Here is a 19,503-nt window from a genome sequence, read left to right on the forward strand (position 1 = left end):
GTTCTAGCCGCGAAGATCCACCAAACAGCTGTGAATGTCGTCAAATTCCTCGCGATCACCGCGGGTGACCAGATACATGGGCAGCGGCAAGCTGATACTGTCCTCGACCCGCTCCAGAGCACCCGAGGCCAGATGTTCGGAAATGACGTAATCGGGGAAATAGCCGTTTCCGCCTCGGTGCAGAATATATCGCAGCGCCATCATGCAATTGCCAAGAAACACTGTCTGACCCGACGCCCGTCGCGCAGCCGATCTGACATGGTCCTGATAGACCTCGCCCAGTTCAAGGTTGACGAAGATCATGTCATCGTCCGTGCCGTCAGCCTGTGGCGTCCGGACCAGGGACAAAAGCTCGGGTTCAAGCGCGTACCACGTGACACGCCGGTCCGCCGGCTTTTCATGTGTGATCGCCGCGTCCAGCACATGGGTTGCCACCGCTTCGACCATGTTCAGGTCGTGGTCATAGTTCAGCGTCAACAGCAACTTGCCAAAGCGCTGTTCAAACCGAACCGCCAGGTCCACCAGCAACGGATCCCAGATGCTGAGCTGGCCGCCCAACCGCAGCGCCGGGCGGTTCTGTGCCTGTACCGGCAGGTCGCGCGATGCAAAGCCCCAAAGGGACAACATCTGTTCCGCATAGGGTTTGAACTGCCGGCCGAACTCGGTCAGCGCCGTTCCGCCGGCACCGCGCGTGAACAGCGCCCTGCCGGTTTCCTCCTCGATCAGGCGAATACGCGCGCTGACAGCGGTCTGTGTCACATTCAACTTGCGGGCGGCGGCATGAAAGCCACCGGCTTCGGCCACGCAGAGAAAAGTTTCCAGAGCTTTGAATTGCATGTCGAAAGTATTTTTTGATCATTGTGATAAAATCAATTCATTTTTTTGGAGGTTGGTTTCGAACTACTCTTGCGTTTAGGACACATGCCAAAGGATCAGCCATGCTGGACAAAAGCCACAAACCCACCTGGACCAGTTTCGAAACAGCCACCAAGGCCGACTGGGACGCCGTGATGGAGTACGAAGAGGCGTATAATGCAGCCCTGCCTGACCGCATCCTCGATGCCATTCGCTCGTTGGACGAAGAATGGACGCCCTATCCGGTGAACCGCTACCAGCACAGCCTGCAAGCCGCGACACGTGCTTACGAGGACGGTGCAGATGAAGAACTGGTGGTGGCTGCGCTGATTCACGATACCGGCGATATTCTGTCGCCCTACAATCACGGAGAGCTGTCGGCGGCGATGATGAAGCCTTACGTCAGCGAGAAGACCTATTGGATTCTCAAGCATCATTGTGTGTTTCAGGGGTACTACTACAACCACCACCTGGGTGGCGACCGCAACGCGCGCGACAAGTACCGCGACAGTCCTTATTGGGAAGAGTGTCGCTATTTCTGCCATGAATACGATCAGAAGGCGTTCGACCCGAATTATCCGACCAAGCCGCTGGAGTTCTTCGAACCCATGTTGCGCCGCGTCCTGAACAGGGGCGAAGGCCATATGGAGTTGAACGAAACCGTCGATGACGGCAAAACCGGCTAGGAACCGGATCAGGCGGGCCAGCCCGGCCCGCCTGACTGTTCAGCAGCTTGCCATCAGACGATAGACGATCTGCGCCGCGGTGAAATCCCAGGCGGCATTGCCGTCGGGGGCCAGTTCGACCACGTCGAAACCAACGCAGCGTCGGCCCTTCAGGGCGTGTTCGACGAGGCGAAGCGCCTGATAATATCCCAGCCCGCCCGGAACAGGCGTGCCTGTCGCGGGCATCTGCGCCGGGTCCAGCCCATCAACGTCAAAGCTGACATAGACCAGTTCGGGGAAATCCTCGGGCAGGTCGACGGCATGGATGTTGCCGGTGACCAACTCTTCGGCATCCACGTGGAAGACGCGGTTCCTCAGACGGTTTTTTGCTTCCTCGGTGGAAAAGGCGCGCACGCCGAACTGGGCCAGTGGGATACCTTCCTCGGCCAGCAGATGCATCACCGAGGCGTGCGAGTGTTTTTCGCCCTGATAGGCGTTGCGCAGATCGGCATGGGCGTCGATCTGCACGATACCGACGGGCAGGCCTAGCGCACGGGCCACACCCATGACCGCGCCATAGCTGAGCGAGTGTTCACCACCCAGCGTGACCGGCACCTTGCCGGCGCGGACGGCGGCCTCGGTGCGCTGGGCGAGGCGCTCCATGACGTCCGGCAGCGGGCCGTCGCAATCCAGCGGAGGCTCGGTGAAGATGCCTTCGACGCAGGGTTCGGCGTGGCCGGTGATGCGTTCGAGTTCGTTGCTGGCCTCGATGATCGCGGCAGGGCCGTTTGCCGTGCCCGAGCCGTAGGAGACCGTGCGCTCCAGCGGCACCGGGATGACACGGAACCGGGCCTCTTCGCTGCGTTCGGCGTCGGTCAGTTCGCTGTCGAGGAAAATGCTCATGATAGCCTCTCTTTGAAGTCGTCGTAGCCGAATTCCCTGATGATCTTCAGCGCGTCGGTTTCGCTGTTCCACAGCGCGATCGTGGGCAGGGGCACGCCGTTGAACGTGTTGGTCTTGACCATCGAGTAATGCGCCTGATCGAGGAAGGCAAAACGCTGCCCGATCCGCAGGGGTTCCGCCCAGATGTAGTCGCCGATCACGTCGCCCGCCAGGCACGAGGGGCCGCCCAGACGATAGGTGTGGCCGGTTTCGGCCTCATCCATCAGGGCGGGGCGGTAGGGGGCTTCGATCACGTCGGGCATGTGGCAGGTGGCTGAGATGTCGGTGATTGCCAGATCCATGCCGTTGTGCGGCAGGTCGAGGATTTCACCCACCAGGATGCCCGCATCCAGTGCCACCGCCTCGCCGGGTTCCAGATAGACCTCGACGCCGTATTTGGCGCGGATGGCCTTGATGAACTCCACCAGCCCGTCGCGGTCATAGTCGCTGCGGGTGATGTGGTGGCCGCCGCCGAAATTGAGCCATTTCAGGCCGTTCAGGAAGGGGGCGAGTTTCGGTTCGACCGCGGCCCAGGTGCGCGCCAGCGGCTCGAACCCCTGTTCGCAGAGCGTGTGCATGTGCAGCCCGTCCACACCCTTCAGCGCCTTGGCGTCCAATTGGCTGACCGGGGTGCCGAGGCGTGAACACGGGGCGCAGGGGTCGTATTTCGCGACCTCGCCTTCGGAATGCTCGGGGTTGATGCGCAGCCCGACCTGCCGCCCCGCGGCTTGTGCCTTGGAGAGAAAGCGGTCTTTCTGCGCGGGGCTGTTGAAGATGATGTGATCCGACAGTGCGAGGATTTCGTCGATATCGGTGTCCTTGTAGCCCGCGCAGAAGGTCGCGACCTCGCCGCCATATTCCTCGCGGCCCAGCCGGGCCTCGTAGATGCCGCTGGCGCAGGTGCCGCCGAGATACTGTCGCACCAGAGGGGCCAGCGCGAACATCGAGAAGGCCTTGAGCGCCGACAGGACATGCGCGCCAGAGCGCTCACCGATATCGGCCAGAATCGCAAGGTTCCGCTCCACCGCCTTTTCGTCGACGACGAAGCAGGGTGACGGCACGCGTGTCAGGTCGAAGTGGCGGAAGGCGCCGGCATCTCCGGCCTGTGTCTGCATAAATTGAGTCATGTCCGGCGTCTCCGATTGGTGGAGAGGCCGGGGGCCCTGCCCCCGGACCCCCGGGATATTTTTAGCCAGATGAAGCAGGGCGGTCGCGCGGACCGCCCCGAGGGATCAGAAGTCGACGGGGCCGTCGAGTTCGTGGACCTGCCAGGGAAGGCCGTGGGTGTTGAGCATGTCCATGAAATCATCCGGGTCGAGCTGTTCCATGTTCCACACGCCCGGCTCGCGCCAGTTGCCTTTCAGCACCTGTGCCGCGCCGATCATGGCGGGAACGCCGGTGGTGTAGCTGACGGCCTGGCTGCCGACTTCGCGATAGCATTCCTCGTGGTCGCAGATGTTGTAGATGTAATAGGTCTTTTCGCCCGAACCGTCCTTGGCCTGACCCGTGGCGATGTCGCCGATGCAGGCCTTGCCCTTGGTCTCCGCCCCCAGATCGCCGGGATCGGGCAGCAGGGTTTTCAGGAACTGGATCGGGATGATCTCGACCCCGTTATGCACCACCGGGTCGATGCGGGTCATGCCGACGTTTTCCAGCACCTTGGCATGGGTGATGTAGGCATCTCCGAATGTCATCCAGAAGCGGGCGCGCTCGATCTCGGGGAAATGGGTGCTGAGCGATTCCAGCTCCTCGTGATACATCAGGTACATGTTCTTGGGACCGATGGCTGGGAAGTCGAACTCGACCTTGTGGGTCATGGCGGGAGAGTGCTTCCATTCGCCGTTCTCCCAGTGGCGCACTTCAGCCAGAACTTCGCGCAGGTTGATTTCCGGGTTGAAGTTGGTGGCGAATTCCTGATCGTTCTGGCCGCCATTGGCGTCAAGCACGTCGATCTGGCGGATCGTGTCCAGCTTGTGTTTCTTGAGCCACTTGGCGAAGACGGATGTAACACCCGGATCGAAGCCCGAGCCGAGGATCGCCGTCAGGCCGGCCTGTTTGAACCTGTCCTGATAGGCCCATTGCCAATGGTATTCGAACTTGGCCTCGTCCTCGGGCTCGTAGTTCGCAGTGTCGAGATAGTGGCACCCGGCCTCGAGGCAGGCGTCCATCAACACCAGGTCCTGATAGGGCAGGGCCAGGTTCACCAGGATTTCCGCGCCTGTTTCCTTGATCAGCTTGACCGTGTCTTCGACCTTGTAGGCGTCAAGTTCGGCGGTGGCGATGTCGACGCCCACGCGCTCTTTCACCGATTTGGCGATGGCGTCGCATTTCGACTTGGTCCGGCTGGCCAGAGTGATTTCAGTAAAGATGTCCGAATTCATCGCCATCTTGTGCACCGCGGCGTGGGATACGCCGCCCGCGCCGACAACCAGTGTTTTTCCCATGGGGCAATCTCCTCTCACAGGGGGTTATTCGTAATAGGTGTAGCCGTTGATCGAGTCGCGATAGGCGCTCATCAGGGTTTTGCGGTCCTTGGCTTTCAGAGTACCGGTCGAGATCGCCTCGTCCACCATCTTGCGGAAGGCGGCGACACAGTCGGTGGGGTCGAATTCGACATAGGACAGCACCTGGCTGATCGTATCGCCCTCTTGTTCGTGCAGCAGGTCGAACCCTCCGTCAGCGCGCAGGTCGATGGTGACGACGTTGGTGTCGCCGAACAGGTTATGCAGATCGCCCAGCGTTTCCTGATAGGCGCCGACGAAAAAGACGCCCATGAAATAATCATCATTTTCGGGCAGGGTATGCACCGGCAGACTGGGTGAAACACCGTCGGCCAGGATGAACCGGTCGATCTTGCCGTCGCTGTCGCAGGTGATGTCGGACAGGACTGCGCGGCGGTCGGGTGTCTGGTTCAGGCCCTGCAAGGGCACGATCGGATGCAGTTGGTCAATGGCCCAGACGTCTGGCAAGGACTGGAACAGAGAAAAGTTGCAGTGGTAGATATCGGCCACTTTCTCAAGCTGGTCGTCCACGTCGGTTTCCAGATCGTCACTGGCCACCAGCGCCTTGAGGCGGGCCATCAGCGACAGGTAGATCCGTTCGGCCCGGGCCATCTGGCGCAGGTCTACATACCCACGGCGGAACAGGGCGCGCAACTCGTTGCGATAGAAGGTGGCGTCGTTCCAGCATTCCTGAAGACGGTCTTTGCTGAGATAGCCGTGCACCGCGGCAAGGTCTGAAACCATGTGGTGATCGTCGGCTTCAACCTCGGGGCCGTTGGGCGCATCATAGAGCGTGCTTTCCAGCACGTTGAACACCAGCATCGACGACGTCGCCACCACCGCGCGGCCGCTTTCGGTGACAAGCGTCGGGTGGTCCACCGCAGCCTCGTCCATGGCATAGGCCACGGTTTCCACCACATTGGCGCAGTATTCCTCGACCGTGTAGTTGATCGAGTTCTCCGCCGCCTTCTTCTCGCCTGTGTAGTCCACCCCCATACCACCGCCGAGGTCCAGATGGGTCAGCGGCACGCCCTCGCGCGTCAGTTCGGTGTAATAGCGGCAGGCCTCGCCCACCGCGCGGCGCACGTCGTTGACGTCCTGAACCTGAGAGCCCAGATGCGAGTGCTGCAACTTCAGGCAATGCAGAAGGCCCGCGTCGCGCAGCTTGTCCACCGTGGCCACCAGTTGATCGGTGTTCATACCGAAAGCCGAGCGGTCGCCCGAGCTTTCTTCCCATTTGCCGCTGATCTGGTTGGTCAGTTTGACCCGCACACCAATAAGCGGTTCAATGCCCAGCTGGTCGTAAACTTCGATCACCGTGTCAGCCTCTTTCGGGCTTTCAAGAACGATCACCGTGTTGAACCCGATCTTGCGGGACAGGATGGCCAGCTGGATGAACTCGGCATCCTTGACGCCGTTGCAGACGATCAGAGCTTCGCTGGCCAGCCGATGTGCCAGCGCGATCACCAGTTCGGGTTTGGACCCGGCCTCGAGCCCATAGTTGTACTTCTTGCCGAATTCGACGATCCGGTCGACGACCTGGGCCTGCTGGTTCACCTTGATCGGGAACACACCGCGATAGCTGCCCCTGTATCCGACGCGGGCGATGGCTTCGCGGAAGCTTTCGTTCAGATGGGCGATCTCGTGTTCCAGATAGGAAGACACGCGCAGAACCATCGGGGCCTTGATGCCGCGGTCGTCCAGATCGCTGAGAATACCGGGCAGGCTGATCGCGCCAACCTCGGGAGCCAAGGGATTGCGCAGACCGATTTCGCCCTGCTCCGTCACCTCGATGAGGCCTTTGCCCCATTTCTCAACTCCGTAGATGGAATGCGGTGCGTCGGGCGTCTGTTTCAATCAAGTCGGTCCTTAACGTAGGGGTGCCAGTTTCGCGCCCGCCAATACGGCAGCTGTTTGATTCTTCCAAGCCTAAACTATGTGACGGAAAAATCCGAGTTTCATGCCGCTGGGGTGATCGGGACCAGATGATTGTCCCACTGGCACTTCGCGCGGGTCCGGATCACGGGGTGCGCAGTGGCCAACGCGCCGAACACACCGGTTCCGGTGGTGAAAACCAAGCCGTTCGGGCCCGATCCAAGCCCGCAGACATCCTCAAGCTCGAACGCATCGCTGAATGTGCCACTGGCCACGTCGAACCGATGCAGCGCATTGCCGCGCGGACAGGTGATGGCAACGGTTGCACCATCCGCCGAAAACGCGATGCTGCCGGCATAGCCTTGCAGCGTGCTCTGATCCTGCTCAGGCGCTGACAGAAGGTGCGGGGTTTCCCCCTGACGGTGCAGGCCCAGCAAGGGCGGATGTTCGGCCTTGCTGCCCTGCCACTGCATCGCAAAGCCCACCAGCCCGTCGCGACGGACCGCCAGATGGCGGATCGAGTTCTTATGGAGCGCAGGCGCCAGCGACACCTGTTCCTGAACCAGGCCCGACATGGAAAGGTAGGTCAGGTTGGGCTTCATCGTCGGCAGGTTCAGCTTCGTGCGCCCGGTTTCGGGATGGGTTTCGATCCCGCCATTGGCAATCACAAGCGTTTTCCCACCCGGCATCAACCGCATGTCATGCGGCCCGACGCCGCCGGAGGGGAATTCACCCAAGCGCGCAAAGGTTTCGGCGTCCCAGACGCCTATGATACCTTCTCCGGCTTCGAAATCGTTTTCGGTGGCAAAGAAAATCGCGCCATCGGCTGAAAAAGTACCGTGACCATAAAAATGCCGGCCTTCCGGCGCCGTCAGCCGCGCGATCGGTGATCCCGTCACGCAATCAATCACCACGGCAAAGGTGCCCGGACGGCGCGCAAAGGCCACGGCCTGTGCCTTGACCGGATGTGCCGCCGCCGCATGACCGCGCGCGGGCAGGGGCACGGAAAACAGGAGCGTTCCCTGTGCATCCAGCCCGGCCAGTCGATACGAACCATCCGGAAACAGCCCTGCGGCCAGAAACTCCGGCCTTCCCACCGAGGCCCATCCATGGATCGGAGGCAGAGAGGTTGCAGCAAGCCCTGCAAGAAAACGGCGGCGCGATGTCATGGTCAGTCCCCGTCCAGAGAATTGAAGCCTGCGCTGATGCCCAGCGCCGGGCCAAGTTCAGTCGACGCAATGGCGCGAATATCGTGGATGGACTGTTGCAGGGCCTCGATACGGAACCGGGCCTGCGGATCCGAAACGCCCGCCAGCGCCGGGTCGTCAATGGCCTCGGCATTCTCGATGGCGCGCGCAAAAGCAGCATCCAGATCCGCGGCGATATCGGGATGATCAAAGGCCAACCGCGATGCAAGATCACGAAGGGCCATCAGCGAAAGTTCGACATGGCGCAAGGATCGCTTCGACCGCCACGCTTCGGCGCGGTTCGGGCGCGGGCGGTCGAACGTGCCCAACGGGCGACCAAGCCGAGTGTCGGCCGTGAATTCAAGACCCGTGGACAAAGCCTTGAACAATTCCTGCATCGCTTCGTCCTGCGTTCGGTAGCGGCCGTTCTCGCCGGGCCGGGTCAGGCTGGGGGCATAGCTTTGCCAGTCATCGGCCATCGCCCGCGCGTTGGCATCAATATCCGCCGCGATCGCCTGAATCAGCGCACAGCGGTAATCCGCATTGCCCTGCTCTGCAAAGGCGGGATCGAACAGTATCCGTTCGAGCGCAAAGAACCCGCGCCCCGCTATGGATGTCTCGGCATAGGCTTCCGGGTCTTGCACGGCGTCATCCTCGGTTGCGATATGCTGGGACAGGGCTTTGGTGGTGAACCCTTTCGTGTCGGGCCAGAACGCCATGGCAAACGCACGATCATCGACCTCGGTCGGACCGAACCGCAGGTGACTGGCGAAAATCCAGCTGTCGAAGGCCGCATCATAAGCCGCGCGCAACGCAGGTGAGGTCGGATCGCAATCCACCCGCGAAGCACTGACCAGAGCCCCGGTCGTTTCCGGCAGCTTGTCGAACCTGGGTAGGATATGTGTCTCGGCAACGTCCATCAGAATCGGTGCGCGGTCCTGCGCCTGTGCGGCAAGCGGCATCATCAACGCGGCAACAAAGGTAAGAATACGCATGGGTCAGAGGCTCTCCAGAAAACGGATCAGGGCGTCGCGGTCAGTTTTCGGCATCGACACAACCGCATCGCGCGCTGCCTGGGCTTCGCCGCCGTGCCACAGGATCGCCTCGAGCAGATTGCGTGCCCGCCCGTCATGCAGAAACTGCGTGTGGCCCGAGACGCGTTCGGTCAGACCTATGCCCCACAAAGGCGGCGTCCGCCATTCGCGCCCCGTCGCGCGGGCCTCGGGGCGGTGATCCGCCAGACCTTCGCCCATGTCATGCAGCAGCAGGTCGGTATAGGGCCAGATCAGCTGAAAGCTGTGCTCGGGTCGATCTTCCAGCCGGTGGGTGACATGGGCCGGAGTATGACAGGATGCGCAGCCGATCGTGTGAAACACCTCTTTGCCGCGCAGCACCTCGGGGTCGTCGACATCACGGCGGCCGGGCACGCCCAGATTGCGGCTGTAGAAATCCACCAGGTCCATGCCCTGCTGATCGATCTCGAACGCGCGGGTATCGGTGTCGCCATGCGGGGCCTCGACGCAGTTCACCTGCAAATCCGTGCAGTCCCCCTGAGGTGCCGGGTAAAGCGGGCTTGAAATACCGATATCCCCGGCAAAGGCCGCGGCGGATTGCTCCATGACCGTCGGCATGCCTGCCTTGTGCCCGAACCGGCCCATCATCGGGGCGCCGTATTCAACAGACCAGACGATGTTCGGGCGGCCCGAGATGCCATCCCCGTCCACGTCATCGGGATCAGCCTTGGCCAGCAGGTCTTCGACCGGGATCGCCTCCAGCAGGCCAAGCCCGATCATCTGCGGTGCGACCCGCGGGCTCAGCATTGCATCCGGTTGCAGCGGGCCATAGCCCAGATCAGCGGCCCTGTACGTCGGGCGGCGCAGTGACGCGGTTTCGCCGTCAGAAAGCTCAACAGGGACTTCTTCGTAAGAGATATCCAGCCGATATTCCGCCGGATGTCCCGCAAGCGCGAAATCCTGCATCTGCCCGCCATAGTTGGGTTCGGGCCGGGTGGCGATGTAGTCTTCGATCCCGGCATACCCGTCTTCCGGCGCACCGGGGATCGAGACCCGAAGGAACATCGAGACCGCGTTGTCATCAGGGCCGTTGGGTGTGTGCCCCCGCCCATCCTTGATATGGCAACGCTGGCAGGATCGCGCGTTGTACAACGGCCCCAACCCGTCAGAGGCCAATGTGGATGATGGTGACGACACCCAGATTTTCTTGAACAACCCGTTGCCGACCTTGAAATCCAGCTCCTGCTCGAAGCTCAGATTGCCCGAGGGTTGCGAGAACGCATCCGCGTCGTTGCGGACCCGGACAGTCGCCGCCCCGGCAGAGAGTTCTTCGAACGGCTGCGACACGCCATAATCCTGCGGGGGCGTGGTCACGGCCGCAATGCGGGCGCGTTCCTCGTCGGTGCGGGGGGTGAATTTCAGATGCAGGTCCCGCAGCTCGGCTGACAGGCAGGGGGTGGCCGCCAGGGCGACCACCGACAAGGCAAGAAGGCTATTCGCCTTCGTCCATTTTCGATGCGTTGAGTTGCGCATAATTGGCTTCGCCGATCCTTTCATACAGGTCGAGCTGCGTTTCGAGGAAGTCGATGTGACTCTCTTCATCGGACATCAACTGTTCGAACAGCGACATGGAGACAAAGTCGCCGGCCTCCCGACAATATTCGCGCGCTTCCTTGTAAAGTGCCCTGGCGTCGATCTCGGCCGCCAGGTCGCATTCCAGCGTTTCCTTCGGCGTCTGACCGATCCGCAACGGGTCCAGTTTCTGAAGGTTGGGGTGACCTTCCAAAAAGATGATCCGTTCGATCAACTTGTCCGCGTGGCCCATCTCTTCGATGCTTTCCTCGCGGCTTTTCTTGGCCATATGGCCAAGGCCCCAGTCTTCTTGCAGGCGGTAATGCAGCCAGTATTGACTGACGGCAGTCAGCTCATGCCGCAGAGACTTGTTCAGATATTCGATGACCTTCGGATCGCCTTTCATCAGCCTTCTCCTGTGTTGCTCCGGCACGCAAAGTGCGGAGTTGCATGGGGACTTCCAGATTACTACTGGCCCGCATTGTGTCTAGGAACAGCGGCATGCACCCGCCGCAATCCGCCGATTTGCCAAGGGCATGGTAGATTTTGCCGGGGGTGATGATGGTCCGCGGATCCGCCGTGCGCATCCAGTCGATGGCGGCACGGATGTCATGATCGGATATGTTGGTGCAGTGGCAGACAATCATTGGTCTTGGCTCGTTTCGCCGCCTTTACAGACGATCAGAAAGGGTTGCTCGGGCCGGGAAGAAACCCTCTCCGGCCCGCTTGAAGATTAATGGAAGACGGCGTCCGGGTTATCCAGGCTGTCTGACCCTTCAAACGCAACCCCGTCCAGCTTCAGCGCGGTTACGATGCGCTCGATCGTTTTGGTCTGATCGATCAGGCCGTTGACGCCGCCCATGATCAGGGCTTCACCGCCTTCATTGCCGCGCTCAAGCATCTGGTCATAGGCAAATCCCGCCTCGGCTGTTGTTTTGATCTTGCCCAGGGCCTGCATGGTGGCGGCCAGTTTCGCTTTCATCTCGGTATCCAGCGCCGGATCCGTGGCGATGACCAGATCGGCCAGAGATGCGCCCGAAACCGGGGTGCCATCTATGCGGGTATAGCTGCCGAGATAGACGTTCTGGATGCCCAACCCGTCATAGTAATGGCTGTTGTGGGTGTTGTCGGAAAAGCAGTCATGTTCTTCTTCGGGATCGTTCAGCATCAGGCCAAGGCGCATCCGTTCGCCGGCTTGCTCACCATACGAGAGTGAGCCCATGCCGGTCAGGATCGCGCTGATGCCTGCTGCTTCGTTCTCCATAAGGGCTGCGCGCGCCGCTCCGCCGTCTTTCCACTGATCCGCCATCCAGGCCAGATCGCTGACCAGCAGTTCGGTCGCAGCGCTCAGATATTGCGCGCGACGGTCGCAATGGCCGCCGGTACAGTTCTCGCCCTGCGCATAATCGGTCGCTGGGCGGTTGCCGGCACCGGCGCCATGGCCGTTCATGTCCTGACCCCACAGAAGGAACTCGATGGCGTGATAGCCAGTTGCCACATTCGCCTCGATACCATCGGCTTCGTGCAAGGTGTCGCTCAGCAGTTCGGGGGTGATTTCGCTGGCATCAATGGTCTCGCCCGACAGTTGGAAGCTGGGGTTGGCGATGACGTTCAGCACGGCAAATTCGTTTTCGTCCGTCGCACCGCCATAGGCCGCGTCGACATAGTCGATCAGCCCTTCGTCCAAGGGCCAGGCGTTCACCTTGCCTTCCCAGTCATCAACGATGGCATTGCCGAAGCGATAGACTTCCGTCTGCTGATAGGGGACACGCGCAGCTACCCAGGCCGCGCGCGCCGCGTTCAACGTTGCGTCCGAGGGATCGGCGATCAGTGCGTTGACCGCATCCTGCAATTTCCTGGCTGAAATCAGGCTGTCCTCAAATTTGGCTTCCGCAATATTGGCATAGGTGTTCAGTACATCTGCCTTGGTGGGGGCATCACCCGAGATTGCGGCGGTTGCCATGCAAAATGTCAGGGCGCTGGCAGTGGTGAATAACTTGGTCATAAGAGTTCGGTGCTTTCCTGTCAGAACTGTCGGATCGCGCGGGGATGCCCCGCGGGTTTCGCGAAGAAATAACTGAGTGATTTAGTCGGTAATGTCAACCTGAGTTTTATTGTCGGATATAGGTAATGATGGTTGAATCCCACGCTCCTCCCCAAATCTGGCGAGCTCCGATCCGAGGGTTAACGTTGCGTGGCAGGTGATTCGCGGTAAAATCACTGTTGTGATTCTGTTAAAGGCGGTTTTTGGTTAATGAAGTGCTCTGTTCTGGCGTTGTCTCTTTTTCCGGCAGCTCTTGCCGCTCAGGCGACGCAGATCACGCCCACCCATCAACATGGGTCCGGTCAATTGGAAATCGTGTTTACGGGCACGGAATTTACGCTGTCCCTTAGGGTTCCAAGCATTGACATCATTGGGTTCGAGACCCCGGTGGCAAGTGATGACGAGCGCACGCGTGTCGCCATCGCGATTTCCGAGCTGTCCAAGCCGCTGGACCTGTTTGTCGTCCCGCCCGAGGCCGTGTGCTTTACCGCATCTGCAAACGTGATCCTGACGCATGATATTCCCGGGCAGCAGGAAAATGCGGGCGAGGGGGGCACGTCATTCGCAACGGGCGAACATTCGGAATTCCAGGCTGACTACGTTGTTCAATGTCAGGATATGGATGCGCTGACCACGATGGAATTTGCGTATTTCCAGCGGTTCAGCGGGACAGAGAAGCTGAACGTTCGCGTCGGTTCAGGCGCGGCGGCCAGCGCCCACGAAATCACGCGCGCCGCGCCCAGTCTCGATATGACGCAATTCCGTTAGAGATGGTGCGTGAACGCCCGTTTGACGTATTGAAGCGCGCAACCGAAGCAATTGAGCCAAGACTGCTTCGCCCATGCCTGGGGCTGCGCAGAAAACGAACACGCTGGATTCAAGGCGGAAAAACTGCTCCTCAATGTGGTCCTTGAATGCAGCAATGAGCGAAACCCAAAAATTATTTCCTTTTCACAAGTTGTCATGATCTTTGAAGTTGCCGGACTTCGCTGAATCAAAAGTCTCCAATTGAGGCAAAGATTAACGAATAAGGGCACAAGAATCGCATGTATGACAAGTTCTCGCAAAACTTATGCCAATATCCAAATCTATTGGTACATCATCCTGCCGATCTGTTGACTAGTCCGGTTTTAATGAGGGGGTATCTCGGCAGGGTTAGGGGGATGCCCGTTCAGGCCCGTCATGGGGCGACAAGGCGCGGCATCCCCTGCCGTATCGTTTTCGGCAAGTCCACCACCCGATACTGTCAGTCGATCTTGTTGCGTTGCGCGTGCGGGGTGACGCCAAAGCTTGATCGGTAGACGCGCGAAAAATGGCCCGGGTTTTCAAAGCCGCAGGCCACGGCAACCTCGGTGACGGATGCTTCGGTCTGAAGCAACAGTTTCTGGGCGCGTTCCAGCCGCATTTCCATGAAGTATTTTTTGGGCGACGTGTTGAGGTATTTTCCAAACAGCCGCTCAAGCTGCCGGGTTGAAATACCCAGCTCTTCTGCAATGAACGAGGGGGAAACCGGGGTTTCGATACTGTCCTGCATGATGGTGATCGCCTTGGCGAGGTGCGCATTGCGCATTCCGTTGCGTGATTGCAGGGAAACCCGTTGTTTGGCCGTGGCATTGCGTACCGCGTTATAGACCATCTGATCCGCCACATCGATGGCGAGTTCTTCACCGTGATCGCGTTCGATCAGGTGCAGCATCAGATCCGCTGTTGCGGTCCCGCCGGATGCGGTAATGTGCTTTTCATCGGCCACGAACACGCTGCGTACCAGGTTGACCTCGGGAAAGGCTTCCATGAACGCGTCGTGGTATTCCCAGTGGATCGCTGCCTGCATTCCGTCGAGAAAGCCAGCCTCGGCCAGCACCCACGCCCCCGAGCACAGGGCGCCGATTTTCGTGCCGCGCGCGCGTTCGCGACGCAGGGTTGCAAGCAGGGGGCGGGTGACGTGGTCACGCATGTGAATGCCCGACAGGACAAACAGCTGATCACATTTGGCCAGACCCTGAAGGCCGGAATGCACCAGCGTGATGGATCCGTTCGAGCACACGGCCTGCTCGCCATGTTCGGACACAAAGGACCAGCGGTACAGTTCTTCGCCGCTCACAAGATTGGCGATCCGCAAGGGTTCGACCGCGCATGAAAACGCTAGGTGCGAGAACTCCTCGACAAGGATGAAAGTGATGTGCCGCGTCTGAGGCATGAGCAGTACCGTTTGCAAGTTGGGACAAAGCCCAGAACATGAGTCTATTTCGCAAGCTCCTATGCTGCACGAATTTTTATTGTATACAAGTTGTATTTCTATGGAATACAAAACCGTGACCGCACGCGATTCGACCGCGTTCGCCGAACAGAAGGATGAGGCCAAAGCATGAAAGACGAAGCCAAGTCTCGTAAAAGCGCGCTGAGAGAGCACCTGAGAGTGTCCATCCTTACGCTGCGCCTGCGCCCGGGCGCCGATCTGGACGAGGCGCATTTGTCAGAGGAATTCGGCTTGTCGCGCACGCCGCTGCGCGAAGTGTTTCGACAGTTGGCTGGCGAAGGCTATCTGGATCTGCGGACAAACCGCAGCGCCCGGGTTTCCGAGATGTCCTATACCACCCTGCGCGACTTCTTCCTTGCTGCGCCGATGGTATACGGAGCGATCCTGCGTTTGGCGGCTTTGAATGCGTCGAACGCCCAGATCAATGATTTGAAAGAGGCCCAGCAGGCGTTCAAGGCGGCCCTTCGGTCCGGGTCCGGCGAGGACCGAGCCTTGGCCAACAACCGCTTTCATGACGTGACCGGCGAAATGTCCGGCAATGTCTACCTGCTGCCGTCGTTCAACCGGTTGCTGATCGATCACGCTCGGATCGGCATGACGTTCTATCGGCCACAGACCGGTGAAATGTCGGAAAACCTGTCGCTGGCCAGCCAACAGCATGATGCGATCATCGCAGCCATCGAGGCGCGCGATGAGGCGACGGCGGCCAGGCTGGCGGAAGATCACTGGAACCTGTCACGCGATCAGATCGAGATGTTCGTGATGCCTGACGCGCTGGATGTCCCAATGGGAATCCCGCCCCTTTCGAAACCTGCATGAGGACGGAATGAACCCGATTTTCAAGTTTGAGGGGATCTATACCCCTGTGGTCACGCCTTATCACGACGATGGCAGCGTGAATTGGGACGCCTTGTCCGACGTGATCGAATACCTGATCGAGAATGGCGTGCATGGCCTGATCTCGGGTGGTTCGACCGGCGAGAACTATGCCCAGACCGTCCACGAACGTGTCGAACTGGCCCGGTTCACGCATGAGCAGTTGAAGGGCCGGTTGCCATTGGTGGTTGGCACAGGCGCGATGCTGACGCCGGATTCGATTGCCCTTGCCGCCGGCGCGCGCGAAATCGGCGCCGATGCGATCCTGCTGGCCAGCCCGCCGTATTCGGTGCCGACTGATCGGGAAAACGCGCTGAATGCGCTGGCCATCGACAAGGCCGCCGATCTGCCTGTTATGCTGTACAACTACCCGCACCGCACCGGTACGATGATGGGCGAAGAGTTCCTTGACCGTGTGGGCCGCAGCCGCAACTTCTGCGGCATCAAGGAAAGCTCGGGCGATATCAACCGGGTGCATTTGCTGGCCCGCGACTATCCGCATATCCAGCTTGGTTGCGGAATGGACGATCAGGCGCTCGAATTCTTTGCCTGGGGTGCGCCGTTCTGGGTGTGCGGCGGGTCGAACTTCCTGCCTGCGGAACATGTGGCTCTGTATCAGGCCTGCGTGGTCGAAGGGAATTTCACCAAAGGCCGCCGGATCATGTCCGCGATGATGCCGCTGATGCGGGTGCTGGAACAGGGTGGCAAGTTCATCCAGACCATCAAGCATGGCGTCACCATGAATGGAATTGATGCCGGCGCTATGCGGCCTCCGCTGAAGGGCCTGAACAAGGACGACAAACGCGCGCTGGAACAGGTCACGCGCGTGCTGAAAAAGACAATCGCCGACATCGTGGCTGAAGGGTAAGAGACATGGATCTGCTGACACAGGACGAATACAAATCCATCGCCGCAGGCCTGACCCTGCCGACCGGGGCGTTCATCGACGGGGCATTCCGCCCGGCGATCTCGGGTGAGACGTTTGCAAGCGTGAATCCGGCCACCGGCGACAAGCTTGTCGATATCGCATCCTGCGGCGCAGCGGATGTGGATTTTGCGGTCGAAAAGGCGCGTGAGGCCTTCGACGATGGCCGCTGGTCGAAACTGCACCCGTCCGAGCGCAAGGACGTGCTGATCCGGCTGGCCAAGCTGATGACCCGCAATGCCCGCGAACTGGCTGTGATGGAAAGCCTCGACAGTGGCAAGACCATCTATGACTGCGAAACCGTGGACGTGCCGGAAACCATCCACTGCCTGAAATGGCATGCCGAGGCGATCGACAAGATCTACGATCAGGTCTCGCCTGCCAGCGACGACCATATCGCCATGGTCCTGCGTGAACCGATCGGCGTCGTGGGGCTGGTGCTGCCGTGGAACTTTCCCCTGCTGATGCTGGCGTGGAAGATCGGGCCTGCCTTGGCGGCGGGATGTTCAGTGGTTGTGAAACCCGCGGCTGAAACCACACTGACCGCGCTGCGTATGGCCGAACTGGCGATGGAGGCTGGCCTTCCCCGCGGCGTGCTGAACATCGTACCGGGTGGCGGTGCCGACGTGGGCGAACCCATCGGGCGGCACATGGATATCGACATGGTGTCCTTCACCGGCTCGACGGTGACGGGCAAGCGGTTCCTGACCTATTCGGCGGAAAGCAACGCCAAGGAAGTGGTGCTTGAGATGGGCGGTAAGAACCCTGCCATAGTCATGGACGACGCCGAAAACCTCGACCGGGTGGCGGCGCATGTGGTGAACGGTGCGTTCTGGAACATGGGCGAGAACTGCTCGGCCTCGTCGCGCCTGATAGTGCACAAAAACGTGAAAGCTGAACTGCTGGACCGCATCGCGCATCACGCCAAACAGTGGAACATCGGCGACCCGTTGGATCCTGAAACCCGCATGGGCGCGCTGGTCAGCGAAGGGCATTACAACAAGGTCTGCGGATATCTCGATCAGGCTGAAAACGTGGTGATCGGCGGCAAGGCCGATAAAGGCTTTGTCGAGGCCACCGTCGTCGAAGTGCCCGGCAACGACTCGACATTGGCGCGCGAGGAGATCTTTGGCCCGGTCCTGTCGGTGATCGAAGTGTCGGGCTTTGATGAGGCCATCAAGATCGCCAATGACACCGACTATGGCTTGTGTGCCTCGATCTTCACCGCCAACGCCAAACGGGCCATTCGCGGCGGGCGGGCGATCCGGGCGGGCACCGTGACCGTCAACAGCTTTGGCGAAGGCGACATCACCACGCCGTTTGGCGGGTTCAAGCAATCGGGCTTTGGCGGGCGCGACAACTCGATCCATGCGCATGATCAGTACACCCAGTTGAAAACCATCTGGATCGATCTTGCAGACGATGCCGACGAGGCCGTGGATTGACACGATACGAGGCCAAAAGACTGCCGCGGCAGACCGGTCCGGCAGGGTGGAATGCCATCCTGCCGCCCCAGGACCCTCTGCCGGTGCTCGAACAGGACCTGACCGCCGACATCACCATTGTCGGCGGAGGGTTTGCCGGGCTGACGGCGGCGCGGCGATTGCACCAACTGGACCCCTCGCTGAGGATCGCCCTGCTGGAAGCGGGCCGATTTGCGGATGGCTCGGCGGGGCGGAATTCGGGGTTCATGATCGACCTGCCGCATGATCTGGCCTCGGACAATTACGCAGGCGATGGGCTGGAAGCGGACCGCGCCGCCATTGCCCTGAACCGCAAGGCCATCGCCTTCGCGACCGAGGTCGCCGCCGATTGCGACCTGCCGCAGGAAATGTTCGACCCTTGCGGAAAATACAATGCTGCCGCCACACGGGCAGGAGACGCCCATAACCGCGCCTTCGCCGAGCATCTGACCAAACTGGGTGAGCCGCACACGCTGTATGACCAAAAGCAGATGCAAGAGATCACGGGCAGCCCGCATTATGTTTCGGGGCTGTTTGCACCGGGGACGGTGATGATCCAGCCCGCAGCCTATGTACGGGCGTTGTCGGGTCAACTGGCTGGCCAAATCAACATATTCGAGAACTCACCAGTCGTCAGCTTTGAAAAGCAGGGCGCAGGCTGGGTGGTCAACTCCGCCAAGGCCAAAGTCAGCACTGGGCGGATCGTTCTGGCCAACAATGGCCATCTGGAAAGCTTTGGATTCTACCAACGGCAATTGATGCATATCTGCCTCTACGCCTCGATCACGGCCCCACTGACCGAGGCACAGATCAAGACACTGGGCGGGCAACCGCGCTGGTCGGTGACCCCGGCGGATCCGATGGGCACCTCGGTCCGGCGTATTTCGGGCAGCTACGGGGATCGCATTCTGATCCGCACCGGATCCAGTTTTCACCCGACGATCGAAACCAGCCGGATGCGGCTGCGCAATGCCGGCTGGGTGCATGACCGGAAGTTCCGGGAACGCTTTCCGCATCTGTCGGATGTTCGGATGGAGCATCGCTGGGCCGGGATGCTGTGCCTCAGCCGCAACGGATCCGCAGCGTTCGGTGAATTGGAGGATGGCGTGTTCTCGGCCTGCTGCCAGAACGGCCTGGGCATCGCCCGTGGCACCCTGCAAGGCATGGGCATCGCAGAGCTGGCGCTGCAAGGCGGATCAGAGATCGCGGATCACTTTCTGGCGCAGCCGGACCTTCCGCGATTGCCGCCCGAGCCCTTCGCCTCGCTTGGCGCGAACAGCTATCTGATCTGGAAAGAATGGCGGTCCGGCAAGGAATGACGCGTGGGC

General features: G+C 60.3%; 18 protein-coding genes. 6 read left to right on the forward strand and 12 right to left on the reverse strand.

All coding sequences use genetic code 11. The annotated features are described in order from the left end of the window. Positions 1-3: 3 nt before the first annotated feature. The gene (locus GS612_RS02495; protein ID WP_171638979.1) at positions 4-837 is read right to left on the reverse strand and encodes a LysR family transcriptional regulator; all 834 of its coding nucleotides are present in this window, start codon (positions 835-837) and stop codon (positions 4-6) included. 101 nt (positions 838-938) lie between these two features. Between GS612_RS02495 and GS612_RS02500 the strand changes: the two genes are divergently transcribed. Then, the gene (locus tag GS612_RS02500) at positions 939-1,541 is read left to right on the forward strand and encodes an HD domain-containing protein (protein WP_171638980.1); all 603 of its coding nucleotides are present in this window, start codon (positions 939-941) and stop codon (positions 1,539-1,541) included. A 39-nt stretch (positions 1,542-1,580) separates the two neighbouring features. Here GS612_RS02500 and speB read toward each other — a convergent pair whose 3' ends face one another. The 10 genes from speB to GS612_RS02550 form a co-directional block, all read right to left on the reverse strand. Further along, positions 1,581-2,423 carry an agmatinase gene (gene speB / locus GS612_RS02505; protein ID WP_171638981.1) on the reverse strand — a complete coding sequence of 281 codons (843 nt, stop codon included), beginning with the start codon at positions 2,421-2,423 and terminating at the stop codon, positions 1,581-1,583. Further along, a complete protein-coding gene (nspC, locus tag GS612_RS02510) occupies positions 2,420-3,589 on the reverse strand; it encodes a carboxynorspermidine decarboxylase (protein ID WP_171638982.1) in 1,170 nt (389 codons plus the stop codon). Before nspC ends, speB begins: the two co-directional genes overlap by 4 nt. A 105-nt stretch (positions 3,590-3,694) precedes the next feature. After that, positions 3,695-4,906, reverse strand: coding sequence for a saccharopine dehydrogenase family protein (locus tag GS612_RS02515; protein ID WP_171638983.1), 1,212 nt, complete (start codon positions 4,904-4,906; stop codon positions 3,695-3,697). A gap of 24 nt (positions 4,907-4,930) precedes the next feature. Further along, positions 4,931-6,820, reverse strand: coding sequence for a biosynthetic arginine decarboxylase (speA, locus tag GS612_RS02520; protein WP_171638984.1), 1,890 nt, complete (start codon positions 6,818-6,820; stop codon positions 4,931-4,933). Between the two features lie 101 nt (positions 6,821-6,921). Beyond that, entirely contained in the window at positions 6,922-8,007 is a 1,086-nt protein-coding gene (locus GS612_RS02525; protein WP_171638985.1) for a DUF1513 domain-containing protein, read from the reverse strand. Positions 8,008-8,009: 2 nt separating this feature from the next. Next, positions 8,010-9,020, reverse strand: a complete 1,011-nt coding sequence (locus tag GS612_RS02530) for an imelysin family protein (RefSeq protein ID WP_171638986.1) — start codon at positions 9,018-9,020, stop codon at positions 8,010-8,012. Between the two features lie 3 nt (positions 9,021-9,023). Beyond that, positions 9,024-10,571 carry a di-heme oxidoredictase family protein gene (locus GS612_RS02535; RefSeq protein ID WP_171638987.1) on the reverse strand — a complete coding sequence of 516 codons (1,548 nt, stop codon included), beginning with the start codon at positions 10,569-10,571 and terminating at the stop codon, positions 9,024-9,026. After that, positions 10,531-11,016 carry a bacterioferritin gene (gene bfr / locus GS612_RS02540; protein ID WP_171638988.1) on the reverse strand — a complete coding sequence of 162 codons (486 nt, stop codon included), beginning with the start codon at positions 11,014-11,016 and terminating at the stop codon, positions 10,531-10,533. The genes GS612_RS02535 and bfr overlap by 41 nt, the downstream gene beginning before the upstream one ends. Beyond that, entirely contained in the window at positions 10,964-11,257 is a 294-nt protein-coding gene (locus GS612_RS02545; RefSeq protein WP_171638989.1) for a bacterioferritin-associated ferredoxin, read from the reverse strand. Before GS612_RS02545 ends, bfr begins: the two co-directional genes overlap by 53 nt. A gap of 86 nt (positions 11,258-11,343) precedes the next feature. Beyond that, positions 11,344-12,615, reverse strand: a complete 1,272-nt coding sequence (locus GS612_RS02550) for an imelysin family protein (protein ID WP_171638990.1) — start codon at positions 12,613-12,615, stop codon at positions 11,344-11,346. 249 nt (positions 12,616-12,864) lie between these two features. On the opposite strand from GS612_RS02550, the gene GS612_RS02555 reads away from it, so the two are divergent. Beyond that, positions 12,865-13,422 carry a DUF2796 domain-containing protein gene (locus tag GS612_RS02555; RefSeq protein WP_171638991.1) on the forward strand — a complete coding sequence of 186 codons (558 nt, stop codon included), beginning with the start codon at positions 12,865-12,867 and terminating at the stop codon, positions 13,420-13,422. A 478-nt stretch (positions 13,423-13,900) separates the two neighbouring features. Here the strand turns inward: GS612_RS02555 and GS612_RS02560 are convergent, their stop codons facing one another. Further along, positions 13,901-14,851: a GlxA family transcriptional regulator gene (locus GS612_RS02560; protein WP_171206193.1), complete on the reverse strand. Its 951-nt coding sequence runs from the start codon at positions 14,849-14,851 to the stop codon at positions 13,901-13,903. 168 nt (positions 14,852-15,019) lie between these two features. On the opposite strand from GS612_RS02560, the gene GS612_RS02565 reads away from it, so the two are divergent. The 4 genes from GS612_RS02565 to GS612_RS02580 are packed head-to-tail and all read left to right on the forward strand — an operon-like array spanning position 15,020 to position 19,494. Then, positions 15,020-15,730 carry a GntR family transcriptional regulator gene (locus GS612_RS02565; RefSeq protein ID WP_171118563.1) on the forward strand — a complete coding sequence of 237 codons (711 nt, stop codon included), beginning with the start codon at positions 15,020-15,022 and terminating at the stop codon, positions 15,728-15,730. Positions 15,731-15,737: 7 nt separating this feature from the next. Then, positions 15,738-16,655: a dihydrodipicolinate synthase family protein gene (locus GS612_RS02570; RefSeq protein ID WP_152458886.1), complete on the forward strand. Its 918-nt coding sequence runs from the start codon at positions 15,738-15,740 to the stop codon at positions 16,653-16,655. A 5-nt stretch (positions 16,656-16,660) separates the two neighbouring features. Continuing rightward, positions 16,661-18,157 carry an aldehyde dehydrogenase gene (locus GS612_RS02575; RefSeq protein ID WP_171638992.1) on the forward strand — a complete coding sequence of 499 codons (1,497 nt, stop codon included), beginning with the start codon at positions 16,661-16,663 and terminating at the stop codon, positions 18,155-18,157. Beyond that, positions 18,154-19,494: an FAD-binding oxidoreductase gene (locus GS612_RS02580; RefSeq protein WP_171638993.1), complete on the forward strand. Its 1,341-nt coding sequence runs from the start codon at positions 18,154-18,156 to the stop codon at positions 19,492-19,494. The genes GS612_RS02575 and GS612_RS02580 overlap by 4 nt, the downstream gene beginning before the upstream one ends. Positions 19,495-19,503 lie beyond the last annotated feature (9 nt).

The sequence above is a fragment of the Ruegeria sp. HKCCD6157 genome (assembly GCF_013110685.1).
GTDB lineage: Bacteria > Pseudomonadota > Alphaproteobacteria > Rhodobacterales > Rhodobacteraceae > Ruegeria.